Origin of the sequence: Saccharothrix sp. S26 (assembly GCF_021390395.1) — a bacterium.
In the GTDB taxonomy this organism is placed as follows: domain Bacteria; phylum Actinomycetota; class Actinomycetes; order Mycobacteriales; family Pseudonocardiaceae; genus Actinosynnema.
The window spans coordinates 60,020-72,469 of the sequence record NZ_JAJUWT010000011.1 but is presented as its reverse complement, the minus strand read 5'-3'; the positions used below and the strand labels follow the sequence as shown (position 1 = coordinate 72,469).

The following is a 12,450-nucleotide window of genomic DNA, read 5'->3' as shown; positions in this document are numbered from 1 at the left end:
GATCACTCGCCCGGGCGCTCACCGTACGATCACGCGGTGCGCGGACCCACCTTCAAAGTCGTCGACCTGTTCTCCGGCGCCGGTGGCATGAGCCTCGGCTTCCAGGCGCACCGCGACTTCACCATCGTGGGCGCGGCCGACGCGCAGATCGGCAAGCCGTCGTCGCGGCTGGGGTCGTTGCGCTGCAACGGGATCTACCGCGACAACATCGGCGTCGACCCGTTGCAGGTCGACCTGGGCCGGCTCGACCCGGCCGTGCTGCGGCAGGTGTGGAACCTGCGGCGCGGCGAGCTGGACGTGCTGGTGGCGTGCCCGCCGTGCTCGGGCTTCACCCGGATCGCGCCGGCCAACCACCTGCGTGACGACCCGCGCAACTCGCTGGTCGGCCGGGTGGCCGCGTACGTGGCCGAGTTCCGCCCGCGCGTGCTGGTGCTGGAGAACGCGCGCGAGCTGGTGAAGGGCAAGCAGCGCCACCACCTGGACGGGTTGGTCGAGCAGCTGCTGGAGATCGGGTACGAAGTGGACGCGAGCACGCACATGCTCTCCCGCTTCGGGCTGCCGCAGCTGCGCGAGCGCGCGATGGTGGTGGCGGTGGACTCGGGCGTGCCGCTGCGCACGCTGGAGGACCTGTGGCAGGGCTGGGAGGTGCGGCCCGGCGCGGTGACGGTGCGGCGGGCGATCGGCAAGCTGCCGCCGGTGGAGGCGGGTCAGGCGCACCCGGAGGACGCGATGCACGTGTCGCCGTCGTTCCGCCGGGACCGGTCGCTGGACCGGATGCGCGCGATCCCGGCCGACGGCGGGTCGTGGGGCGACCTGGTGGGCTCGCCCGCGGAGCTGCTGCTGAACCCGGCCCAGCGCAAGATCATCGAAGAGGGCAAGTGGGGTTCCCACCCGGACGTGTACGGCCGGATGTGGTGGGACGAGCCGGCGCGCACGATCAAGCGGGAGTGCGGGCACGTCGGCAACGGCCGTTACGCGCACCCCGAGCAGCACCGGCTGTGCACGGTGCGGGAGATGGCGCTGCTCCAGGGCTTCCCGCGGCGGTTCCGGTTCGACGTGTCGGTGATCGGCAACGCCTACCGGCACCTGGGCGACGCCGTGCCGCCGCTGATCTCGTTCCAGCTCGCGGCGCTGGTCAAGTGGATGCTCACCGGCCAGCCGCCGACCGCTCGCGACCTGTGCCTGCCGGGCACGTCGCTGCGGGTCGGCGACATCCGCCCGGTCACGCCGTCCGCGCTGGTGGCGTAGGTCACCGTTCGGCAACGGTGTGGCGTCGAAACCGGGTCGACGCGGAATACGTGCATTCCACTGTGGACCGTCTGAGCTGCGCGGACGTCGTCACCGCGGGGTCGCGCACCCGTTCGTGGACTGTCGAAACAGGAGCCCCGGATTCGGGCCCGACAGACCGTCGAATATGATTCGATCATCCATTGTGGAGGGATTGCGGGTGTCTTCGCTGCTGGCAGGCAGTGCTACTCGCGGTATTGCCCTTCCTCGATCGGATGAACACGATCGGCTAATGTTCGGCTGATTCCTGTCGTCTCGGTGTGGAGCACTCTGCCAAGTAGCTCCCCGTGCGACACGGACCGCCGCCTTGAACCACACCAACGGGCTACCCTCGCGAGCCTCAAGGAGACACATGGCTTCCCGGTCGACTGTGAAGCGCCTCGGCGCTGCGATCCTCGGCGCCGGCCTCGTCCTCATGTCGGCGCTGCCCGCGGCCGCCGCCGACAAGCCGAAGGTCGAGCCCTACGACGGCGCGAACGAGCCGGGCATGGGCATCTACCTGGAGCGTGACGGCCAGGTCCTGGACAACGACAAGAAGAAGGAAGGCATCCAGGGGTTCAACGCGAGCCTCATCGGGCTGCGCCTCCAGGCCGGTGACGAGTCGCAGACCGCCAAGGCGTACTGCGTCGAGCTGCCGACCCCGCTGGAGGACGGCAAGCCGCTGGTCGAGGTGCCGTGGGGCGAGCACCCGAACCCGGACACCAAGTTCAAGCAGAACGCCGCCAAGGTCAACTGGGTGCTGCAGAACAGCTACCCGGCGCTGTCCGTGGAGGACGCGTACGAGCTGTACGGCCTGAACCCGAAGAACAAGCGCAGCATCCTGATCGCCGCCACGCAGGCCGCCGTGTGGCACTTCAGCGACGGCGTGGACCTGCGCGAGGAGAACTCGACCGAGGAAGAAGAGGACGTCTACGACGGCACCGTCGACGACCTCGTCTACAAGGTCTACGAGTACCTCACCACCAAGGCCCAGGACCTCGCCGAGCCCAAGCCCACCCTGTCCATCGAGCCGGGTGAGCTGACCGGCAAGGCGGGCGGGAAGATCGGCCCGTTCGTGGTCTCCACCACGGCCACCGAGGCCATCCTCACCGCCGAGCTGCCCGCGGGCGTCACCATCGTGGACGCGGACGGCAAGCCGCTGCCCGTCGTCGACCCGGACGCCCGCGCCGCCGCCGCGTCCGCCACGAACGTCGCCGAGGTCTGGGTGAAGGTCGACTCGGGCGTCGAGCCCGGCGAGGTCGAGTTCACCGTGACGGCGAGCGCCAAGCTGCGCAGCGGCCGGCTGTTCGTGTCCAGCGACCGCAACGACAAGACCCAGTCGCTGGTCATCGCCAAGTCCGAGGTCTTCCCGGTCAAGGCGGCGGCGAAGGCCAAGTGGACCGAGGGCACCGTCGTGACCACGACGACCGAGGCGACCACCACCACCTCGCCGACCACCACCACGACCACCGCGCCGACGACCACCACCACCACGGTCGCGGCCGGCGCCGGCGGTGACGACGACCTGGCCAACACCGGCGCGTCGATCTTCGTGCCGCTGCTGATCGGCGTCGGCCTGCTGGGCGCGGGCGCCGGGGCGCTGCTGTTCCTGCGCCGCAAGCGCGCCGCCTGACCTGAGCGGATCCACCCGAACGGCCCTCCGGGACTCCCCCGGGGGGCCGTTGCGGTGTGGAGGGGGCGGTGCGCGGACGCCGGAGGTACCGTTTGGCCGCTGGGGACGCGAGGTCGATTCGGGTAGCCTGCGTCAGGAGTGCGAAGGAGCACGATGAACTTCGACGAGATCAAGAACAAGGCGTCCGAGCTGCTCGAGCAGCACCACGAGCAGGTCGATGCGGGCATCGACCGGGCCGCCGAGTTCGTCGCGGGCAGGTTCGGCCACGAAGCGCAGGTCGAAGCGGTGGCCGAGAAGGCCAAGGACTTCCTTCCGGGTGGAGAGTGAACTCGTTCAACACGGCTGAGCGGGCCACCCCGTCCGGGGAGACCCGCGCCGCGGCCGCGCAGATGGTGACCTGGCAGGGCTACGACGTGCCCAGGCTGGAGCAGGTGCGGTTCCTGCTCTCGGAGCGCAAGCTCCGCGCCTCGGGCAGGTTGGTGACCGCCGGTCCGTCCGAGCAGTTCAGCGGGTCGTTCGAGGTGTCGGTCGGTGAGACCGGCGCGGTGACCCGGCTGCTGCTGCGGACGGCCACGGTGTCGGAGGAGCGGCAGATCTCGGTCAGCCGCTCGTCGGAGGGCATCTGGCTGGTCGACTACGGCCAGGGCGCCGAGCGGGCGGACTTCGACGGCGCGGTGGACGTGGACGTGCAGTTCGCGGTCCTGTTCAACGCCATCCCGATCCGCCGGCTCAACCTCCAGCAGGAGGAGGGCGACCACGAGATCCCGGTCGTCTACGTGACCCTGCCCGACCTGTCGGTCCAACTGGTCCGCCAGCGCTACCGCACGGTCTCGGTCGGCGAGGACCGCTCGGTCGTCTCCTTCACCCACGGCGAGTTCGAACAGGACATCACCGTCGACCGGACGGGCCTGGTCGTCGACTACCCCCGCATCGCCTACCGGATCTGAGCCGCCCCGGACAACGTCGTCCCGGACAACGTCGTCCCCGGCTGCGGCAACCGGTCATCAGGCGGCATCGACGCCGTCGCTCGATCAGGCGACCTTCACACCCGGACCGCGATGGCCATGCCCTGGCCCACGCCGACGCACGCCGCCGCCACGCCCAGGCCACCGCCGCGCGCACGCAGGTGGCGGCACAGGTCCACGACCACGCGCGGGAACGAGGCGCCCAGCGGGTGGCCGTAGGCGATCGCGCCACCGTGCACGTTGACCTTCTCCCGGTCGACCTCGGGCAGGTGGTGGAGCACCGACAGGGCCATCGCCGCGAACGCCTCGTTGATCTCCCACAGGTCCACCTGCGCCGACTCGACCTTCAGCCGTGCCAGCAGCTTCCGGATCGCCGACACCGGGGCCAGCGTGAACCGCTGCGGGTCCTCCGCCGTCACGGCCGAGCCGAGGAACTCGCCCAGCGGCGTGATCCCCAACGACGACGCCATCTCCTCGGACCCCATCAGCACGGCCGCCGCGCCGTCGTTCAGCGGTGACGAGTTGCCCGCCGTCACCGGTCCGTCCTCCGAGAACGCCGACTTCAGCTTGCCCAACTTGTCCGTCGACGTCTCCGGCCGCACGGACTCGTCCCGCCGCACGGGAGCGGCGTCGCGCAGCTGCACGGGGAACGCGAACCCGTCGTGCACCCCGGCGTCCCACGCCGCCGACGCCCGCCGGTGCGACCGCAGCGCGAACAGGTCCATCTGCTCCCGCGTGATCCCCAGCCCCACCGCGACGTCCTCCGCCGCACGCCCCAGCGGCACGGTCCACTCGGCCTTCATCCGCGGGTTCACCAGCCGCCACCCGAGCGCCGTCGACACCGGCTCCAACCGGTCGGCGAACGGCTTGTCGGGCCGCGGCACGACGAACGGCGCGCGCGTCATCCCCTCCACACCACCGGCGACGAGCAGCGACGCGTCCCCGAGCGCCAACGCCCGCGCCGCCTGCACGATCGCCTCGCCGCCCGAGGCGCACAGCCGGTTGATCGCCACCCCCGGCACGGACGTCGGCAGCCCGGCCAGCAGCGCGGCCATCCGCCCGATGTTGCGGTTCTCCTCGCCCGCGCCGTTGGTGTTGCCCAGCAGCACGTCGTCGATCTGCCCCGGGTCGAGCGAGGGGTGCCGCCGCAGCAGCTCCACGATCGGCAGCGCGGCCAGGTCGTCCACGCGCACACCGGACAGCCCGCCGCGGTAGCGGCCGAACGGGGTGCGGGCGGCGTCGAGGATCAGGGGGCGCGACATGCGCCCCATCCTCTCACCGGCCGACGAAGAACGGGATGTAAGCCGAGGTGGGACGGGTCTCACCGGACGTGGCGAACAGCCGGACCTCGATCATGTGCGGCCCGAGCGAGAGGTCGCTGGTGTCGAGCGCGAACCGGTACCGCCCGGCGACACCGGGCCCGCCCGCCGCGGTCGGCACGACGGCCACCCGCTCGTCGTCGACCCGCAGGCTGAACCCGGCCAGCCCGGCCAGCGCCACCCCGGGCCGGCCCGCCAGCTCCAGGTCGAACACCATCCGGCCGCGCTGCACGGCCGCGCCCTCGGGCACGGTCTCGCCGCTCGCGTCGAGCACCGTGCCGTTGACCCGCGCCAGCTCGGGCTCGTGCCCGATCAGCGGTGCCTTCTCGGTGCTCGGCGGCGTGCCCGGGGACGACCCGCTCAGCTCCAGGTCCACGTGCGTCGCCTGCACCCGCAGCCCGGTCACCAGCGTGACCGCGAGCTCGCCCGACGCGCCGACCCGCAACGCCTCCGCCGGCAGGTCGGCCACCACCGGGTAGGCCACCCCGGCCCGCCACGGCGCACCGGCCAGCGCGGGCCGCAGCGGCACCACCACCCCGGCCACCGACACGCTGAACGCCGGTGCTTCCGGCGACGCGTCGCTGTGCAGCAACGCCATCCGCAACTGCCCGCCCGTCACGCCCGGCATCGCCGTCAGCGCCCCACCCGCCGGTGCTCGCACGGCCACCGCCACGTCCACCTCGGGCCCCGGCACCCACGGCGGCGGTGACGCGGCCGCCGCGTCGAACGCGATCAGGCTGACCGCCGCGCGCTGGCCCGTCGGCCCGGCCACGGACACCAGCGCCGTCGCCTCGCGCCACGCCGGCACCGCCGGGCTGGTCGCGACCACGTCACCGTCGAGCAGCACCCGGACGCCGTCGCGCCGCAGCGCCAGCTCCCACCGGTGGCTGAGCCCGGTCTCCAACGCGGGCACCTCGCGCACCGCCGTCGTCGGCGTCCCGGCGGGCACGGCCACCTGCACGGACGTCGTCCCGGCGCTCGTCGCCACCCGCAACCGCACCGCGTCCGGCGGCAACGCGTCCCCGCTGACCAGCGACACCGGCCCCGGCACGAGGTCGAGCACCAGCTCGCCGTCGCCGCCGGGCGCGTCGGTCTCCACCACGAACCGGCCCAGCTCCTCGGCGTCGCGCAGCACGAACGGCGTGCGCGAGCGCAACGTCGCCGGAGCCGCCGCGCAGTTGCTGCTCAGCACCAACCGCCGCCCGTCGTCGCCCTGCCCGGGGGTGGCCCGCGCGCAGTTGCCCCGCGACGCCAGCCGCCACCTGGTCGGGTCGGGCGCGTCGGGTTGGTCGAACCGGTCCGCGAAGGCGTAGTCGCCGGTGGGGAACGCGTGCGGTGTGCCGGTGGCCCGTCCCGGCTCGGACCGCTGCCCGAACGCGTCCACGGCGTACACCGCGACCTCGTACATCCGCTCGTCCTCGAGCCCGTCCAGCTGCGTCACCCGTTCGGTGACCAACCGCGACCGGTCGAGCCTGCCGGGCTCGCCCCACCGCACCTCGTAGCCGGCCGAGTCACCGGTCCACCGCACCTGCAACCGCCGCGGTCCGGACGACACCTCCAGCTCGCGCGGCTGCGTCGGCAGGGGGCCGGCGGTCGGCACCAGCACGCCCTCGGCGGCGTACGGCGCCAGCGACGTGGGCGGCGGCGCGGACGTGCTCGTCGCGGCGACGGGCCCGCCGGCACCGGTCGTGCGCAACACCGCGACCACCCCGGCGAACAGCACCACACCAGCGGCGATGAGGGCGACCCGGCGACGTTCCATTGAGTCAAGCTAGGTGGCGGGGTGAGCGCGGTCACCCGGTTGTTGCCGACCCGAGACCAAGAACGGCCCGCGGCGGGCTACAGGGGTCGGATCTCGAACGCCTGCTCGTACGACCGCACGCCCAGCGACTGCTCCATCGGGAGCACGCGCACGTCCAGCTCGTGCCGCCCGCCGGCCAGCCCGGCGACGTCGATCAGGAACTCGTGCCGACCGCCCGCGGAGCCGTGGGTCGGCAGCACGGCGATCCGCTCGCCGTCGAGGTCGACCTCCAGGCCCTTGACGGCGGCGACCTCGCGCGCCGGCGAGTCGGCGAGCTCGACCGACAGCCGCACCCTGCCCCGGTCGGGGAACCGCGGCTCGGAGTCGTCCGCGGTCTCGTGCACCACGGAGACCGACGGCGGCGGCACCACCGGGGCGGGCAGCGGGCGGTCGGTGAGCCGGGGCAGCGGGTGGTGGGCGTCGGGTCCGTCGGTGACGACCGCGTGGGCCTGGTGGGCGGTGACGCCACCGTCGGAGCGCAGCCTGACCTCGGGGTTCGGCTCCCCGGCCGGCAGCGGGAAGTCGGCGCGCACCACCGCGGGGCGGTTCGGGTCGAGGCCGCGGTCCGGTGGCATGAACACCGCCGGCGCGGACCGCGTGCCCAGCTCCACGGTGATCGGCCCGGTGCCGTTGGAGACCACCGACGCGACCACGCGCACCGACGACGCGCCCTCCAACCGGGAGTCGGCGATGTTGCCCAACGACGTCCCGCCGCCCTCGGCGGTGCCCGGGCCGAGCGGCACCACGGAGGTCGGCACCGGTGTGTCCGGCACGCCGCCGACGCCGAACGCGTCCACCAGCGTGCCCCGGGCCTGCCGGAACGCCAGGCGGGCGCGGGCGGACGTCCACGGCAGGTCGACCGGCGCGGTCGCCACCTCCACCCCGTCGCGCAACGCCACCACCCGACCGGGTGACACCCGCAGCTCCCAGCGGTGCCGCACGCCCGGCGTCGGCGGGGCGTAGGTGCCGGCCGGCTCGGTCGGCGGCGCCTCGCCCACGAAGAGCTGCGAGCCGAACGGCGTGACGCGCAGGACGACCGCGCCCGGCGGGTACGGCCGGGACAGCGGGCCGAGGTCGTGCGCCGGGTCGGGCAGCAGGGCGATCAGCCGCTCGCCCTGGTCCGGCCGGCCGAGCGGGCCGTCCGTGGTGAGCAGGACGCGGGCGAGGGTGCCGTCCGGGGCGAACCGCACCGGCACGTTGGACTGCAGGTCGACGGAGTCGCAGGTGATCTCCAGCCGCTTGCCGTTGAGGGGGCGCAGGCCCAGGCAGTCGGTGCCGCCCTGGTCGAGGACGCGCCACCGGTGCGGGGCGAGCGACTCGGGGGTGTCGAACACGTCGACGGGCTGCACCAGGCCGTCCTGCCACGTGTCGTCGTGCGCCAGCCGCGGCACGGCGTCGGCGGTGGCCGGGGCGGAGCGGTTGCCCATCGCGTCCAGCGCGCGCACCTCGACGTGGACGTCGGCGTTGGCGTCCAGGTCGGTCAGCTCGGTCTCGGTGGCGCGGACCAGGCGGGTGCGGCCGTTCCAGCGCACCTCGAAGCCGCCGTGGCCGATGCCGTCGGCGGCCGTCCAGGTGGCGCGCAGGCTGGTGCGGTCCAGCGCGGTCAGCGCCAGGTCGGTGGGCGCGGACGGGCGTTGGGCGTCGGGGACGTACTCGACCGTGTCGGCCAGGAACCGTTCGAACGTCTCCGGGCGCGGGGGAGCGGACTCGTGGCGCAGCACCACCACCGCGCCGCCGAGGAGCGCGAGTCCCCCGACCAGGGCGATGAGCCTGCGACGCTCCACCGGTGCACCCTATGGGGTGAGTGCGAGCGCGGTTGAGCCGTTCAGCGCAACGATGCGGCCTCCGCGCGCGCCCAGGTCGCGCAGGGTCCGCAGGGCGTCGGGGGCGGTGAGGTCGATGGTCAGGTCGGTGAGCGTCGGCTTGTCCACGAGCGCCCGGCGTGCGGCGTGACCGGCCTCGATGGTCTTGGCCAGGCCGCCGGTCGAGGCGAGCGAGCCGCGGGCCGCGCCGAGCCTGCCCAACGCGTCGTCCACCGCGTCGAGCAGCGCGCCGCGGTTGCCCTCGCACATCGCGCGGACCAGTTCGGGGCGGCTGCCGGCCACGCGCGTGCCGTCGCCGAACGAGCCCGCCGCCAGGGAGAGCGCCAGCGGTCCGCCGTCCGCGCCGACGCTGGCCAGCACGGCGGCGAGCAGGTGCGGCAGGTGCGAGATGCGGGCCACCGCGGCGTCGTGCTCGGCGGCGGCGGTGGGCACGACGTGGGCTTTCGCGGCGAGGGCCAGTTCGATCACGTCGGTGAGCACGTCCGGGTCGGCGTCGTCCTCGGCGGTGACGACCCAGGGCGCGTCGTGGAAGAGGTCGGCGCGGCCCGCGGCCCAGCCGGAGTTGGAGGTGCCCGCCATGGGGTGGCCGCCGACGTACCGGGCGTGCGGCGCGACGCGGCGGACCAGGTCGGCGACGGGGCCCTTGACGCTGACGACGTCGGTGAGCCGGATGCCTTCGGGGAGCGCGCGGAGCACTTCTTCCACAGCCGGCAGCGGGACCGCGACCACGACGAGCGCGTCGTGCTCACGGGCGCGGTCGAGCGCTCCGGCCACGTCGAGCACGTCGCAGCCGTCCTGCGCGGCGGCCTCCGCGTCGGCTGTCGAAGCGGTCGCGCCCCAGGTCACGCGCCCCGCGGCGGCCGCCGCGCGCAACACCGAACCACCGATCAACCCGAGCCCGACCACGCAGACGCTTCGCACGGCGCTCATCCTGCCGGCGCGAGCCCTTACCCCCTAGTTGTCCACAGGTCCGGAGTTGTCCACAGATCCACGAACGCCCGTGGTCAGCCCCCGCCGGCGGGGGCAGGGTCGAGGCCATGAACACCACAACCCCGACCCCGCCCGTCACCCGACTTCGGCCTACCGCAGGGCGTCCAACGCGAACGCCGTGTAGACGACGACCCCGTGCTCCATGGCGGCTTCATCGAAGAGCACCCGGTTCGAGTGGTTCGGCTCCGCCCGGTCCAGCTCGACCCCGCGCGGGCAGGCGCCCAGGAACGCCATCGCGCCCGGCACCCGTTGCAGCACGTAGGAGAAGTCCTCCGCGCCCATCAGCGGGTCGTCCATGTAGGACGCCCAGCGCGCGCCGAGGGCCGCCGTGGTGATGTCGACGACGTGCGGGCCGACCGCGTCGTCGTTCACCGTGACGGGGTAGCCGGGGATGATCCGCACCTCGGCCGTGCAGCCGTGCGCGGCGGCCACGTGCGTGACGACCTGCTGGAGCTCGCGGTGCACCAGGGCCCTGGTGTCCTCCGAGAGCGCCCGGATGGTGCCCTCGACCAGCGCCGTCTCCGGGATGATGTTGGTCGTCGTGCCCGCGGCGATGCGGCCGATGGTGACCACGGCCGGCTGGTGCACGCTGACCCGCCTGGCGACCATCGTCTGGAGCGCGCCGACCATGGCGGCGGCGGGCGGCACGGGGTCGATCGCGTCGTGCGGCATGCCGCCGTGCCCGCCGCGACCCTTGACCGTGATGTGGAAGGTGTCCGCCGAGGCCATCGTGGGCCCGGAGCGGCAGACGACGACACCGGACTGGAGGGTGGAGGTGATGTGCAGGGCGAAGGCCTTCTCCACCGGCGGGCCCGCCGCGTCGAGCACGCCCTCGTCGAGCATGTGCCGTGCGCCGTGCTGGCCCTCCTCGCCGGGCTGGAACATGAACACGACCTGGCCGGCCAGGGCGTCCCGGCGTGACGAGAGCAGGCGTGCGGCGGAGGCGAGCATGGCGACGTGCGTGTCGTGGCCGCAGGCGTGCATGGAGCCGTCGATCTCGGAGGCGTAGGGCAGGCCCGTCTCCTCTTGCAGGGGCAGCGCGTCCATGTCACCGCGCAGCAGGACGGTCGGGCCGGGCTTGGCGCCGCGCAGCACCGCGGTGACGGAGCTGCTGGACGTGCCGGTGGTCACCTCGAGGGGGAGGCCGGTCAGCGCGTGCTGGATCGCGGCCTGGGTCGCGGGCAGGTCCAAGCCCTGCTCGGGGTGCCGGTGCACCTGCCGTCGCAACGCCACTGTCCTGGGCTGGAGGGCTCGGGCGGCCTCGACCAGCCCGGTGAACCGGGGTTCGGGGGCGGTCGTCCGTGCGTTCGGCAGAGTTGTGCTCATCCCTCGATAGTGGCATCGCCGAGCCCCCCGTGCCCGCGGCCGAGGCCCCCGTGCTACCGGGTGCGCCGGCGTGGCCCTACGGTGTGCACATGGCACACCAGGAGCCGGTCAACGGCTTCGCTGTCGCGGTGGTTCGTGAGGACGGCCGATGGCGGTGCAGCAAGATGGACAGCTCGGCGTTGTCCGAGCTCGACGCGGCGATCACGGAGCTGCGTCAACTGCGCTCGACGGGTGCCGTCTTCGGGCTGCTGGCGGTGGACGACGAGTTCTTCATCGTCCTGCGCCCGGTGCCCGGCGGGGTGTCCCTCCTGCTCTCCGACGCGGCGGCGGCGCTGGACTACGACATCGCGGCCGACGTCCTCGACCTGCTGCGGGTCGACCCGCCGGACGAGGAGGACGACGAGCTGTGGCCGGAGGGCGACCTGGCCGTCCTGGCCGACCTCGGCATGCCGCAGCACGAGATGCAGGTGATCGTGGACGAGGTCGACCTGTACCCGGACGAGCAGCTGCAGATGATCGCGCAGCGCTGCGGGTTCGGCGACGAGTTCACCAAGCTGCTGGACAGCATCCAGGCGTGAGCGCCGTGACCGGCTGGCCGAGCCCCCGTCGGTCGCGACCGCACTCGACGAGCACCGGATCGCGTCGGACCGAGGTGCCCGTCGCGGGCGAAACAGTGCCCCGATGCGTGAGCACGCGGCCTTCGTCGCGCCTCTCCACCCCCAACCGGCGTCCGGCCTTCGCGTCGGGGGTGTTCGCGGGGCTTCACGTGCTGTCCCGACGTTCGAGCGCGCCGAGTTCTTCCGGCTCTGACCTCTTCTCCACCACCCTCACGCCGGCCTCCGCGACGGGGGTGCCCGCGGCGGGCGAGCCGGTGCCCCGATGCGCGAGCGCGTCGGCTTGGTCGCGCCTCTTCACCCCTAACCGGCGTCCGGCCTTCGCGTCGGGGGTGCTTGCGGGGCTTCACGTGCTGTCCCGACGTTCGAGCGCGCCCGGATCTTCCGGCTCTGCCCTTTTCGCCACGAGCCTGCGGCCGGCTCTGGCGGCGAGGGTGTTAGTAGCTCGCGAAGCGGTGCCCCGATGTGTGGGCGCATGGGCTTGGTCGGGCCTTTTCACCTCTAACCGGCGTCCGGCCTCCGCGATGGCGGTGCCCGTGGCGCGCGACGTGCTGTCCCGACGTTTGAGCGCGCCCGGTTCTTCCGGCTCGAGCCTGACGCCAGCCCTGGCGGCGGGGATGTCCGTGGCGGGTGAAGCGGTGTTCCGACGCGCGAGGGCGGGTGTTTCGTCGTTGGCGTGTGGCGTACTGGCGGGAGGTTCGAGCGTGCCGGTT

10 protein-coding genes are annotated in these 12,450 nt (G+C 73.4%); 5 read left to right on the top strand and 5 right to left on the bottom strand.

The window, feature by feature from the left end:
- Positions 1-36 precede the first annotated feature (36 nt).
- The 4 genes from LZG04_RS18995 to LZG04_RS18980 all read left to right on the top strand — a co-directional run bounded on the left by LZG04_RS18995 (position 37) and on the right by LZG04_RS18980 (position 3,846).
- A complete protein-coding gene (locus tag LZG04_RS18995) occupies positions 37-1,248 on the top strand; it encodes a DNA cytosine methyltransferase (RefSeq protein WP_233818820.1) in 1,212 nt (403 codons plus the stop codon).
- A gap of 391 nt (positions 1,249-1,639) precedes the next feature.
- Positions 1,640-2,899, top strand: coding sequence for a thioester domain-containing protein (locus LZG04_RS18990; RefSeq protein WP_233818818.1), 1,260 nt, complete (start codon positions 1,640-1,642; stop codon positions 2,897-2,899).
- A gap of 153 nt (positions 2,900-3,052) precedes the next feature.
- On the top strand, positions 3,053-3,226 hold the full coding sequence (locus LZG04_RS18985; protein WP_233818816.1) for an antitoxin: 174 nt from the start codon (positions 3,053-3,055) through the stop codon (positions 3,224-3,226).
- Positions 3,223-3,846, top strand: a complete 624-nt coding sequence (locus tag LZG04_RS18980; protein ID WP_233818814.1) for a putative glycolipid-binding domain-containing protein — start codon at positions 3,223-3,225, stop codon at positions 3,844-3,846. The genes LZG04_RS18985 and LZG04_RS18980 overlap by 4 nt, the downstream gene beginning before the upstream one ends.
- Before the next feature lie 95 nt (positions 3,847-3,941).
- Here the strand turns inward: LZG04_RS18980 and LZG04_RS18975 are convergent, their stop codons facing one another.
- The 5 genes from LZG04_RS18975 to LZG04_RS18955 all read right to left on the bottom strand — a co-directional run bounded on the left by LZG04_RS18975 (position 3,942) and on the right by LZG04_RS18955 (position 11,123).
- Entirely contained in the window at positions 3,942-5,126 is a 1,185-nt protein-coding gene (locus LZG04_RS18975) for a thiolase family protein (RefSeq protein ID WP_233818812.1), read from the bottom strand.
- Positions 5,127-5,139: 13 nt separating this feature from the next.
- Positions 5,140-6,945: a hypothetical protein gene (locus tag LZG04_RS18970; RefSeq protein ID WP_233818810.1), complete on the bottom strand. Its 1,806-nt coding sequence runs from the start codon at positions 6,943-6,945 to the stop codon at positions 5,140-5,142.
- A gap of 77 nt (positions 6,946-7,022) precedes the next feature.
- The gene (locus LZG04_RS18965; protein ID WP_233818808.1) at positions 7,023-8,768 is read right to left on the bottom strand and encodes a fibronectin type III domain-containing protein; all 1,746 of its coding nucleotides are present in this window, start codon (positions 8,766-8,768) and stop codon (positions 7,023-7,025) included.
- A 9-nt stretch (positions 8,769-8,777) separates the two neighbouring features.
- Positions 8,778-9,728, bottom strand: coding sequence for a prephenate dehydrogenase (locus tag LZG04_RS18960; protein WP_233818806.1), 951 nt, complete (start codon positions 9,726-9,728; stop codon positions 8,778-8,780).
- A 159-nt stretch (positions 9,729-9,887) separates the two neighbouring features.
- Positions 9,888-11,123: a M20 family metallopeptidase gene (locus LZG04_RS18955; protein WP_233818803.1), complete on the bottom strand. Its 1,236-nt coding sequence runs from the start codon at positions 11,121-11,123 to the stop codon at positions 9,888-9,890.
- 89 nt (positions 11,124-11,212) lie between these two features.
- On the opposite strand from LZG04_RS18955, the gene LZG04_RS18950 reads away from it, so the two are divergent.
- Complete coding sequence (locus LZG04_RS18950) at positions 11,213-11,701, top strand: tRNA adenosine deaminase-associated protein (protein WP_158852400.1); 489 nt, start codon at positions 11,213-11,215, stop codon at positions 11,699-11,701.
- Positions 11,702-12,450 lie beyond the last annotated feature (749 nt).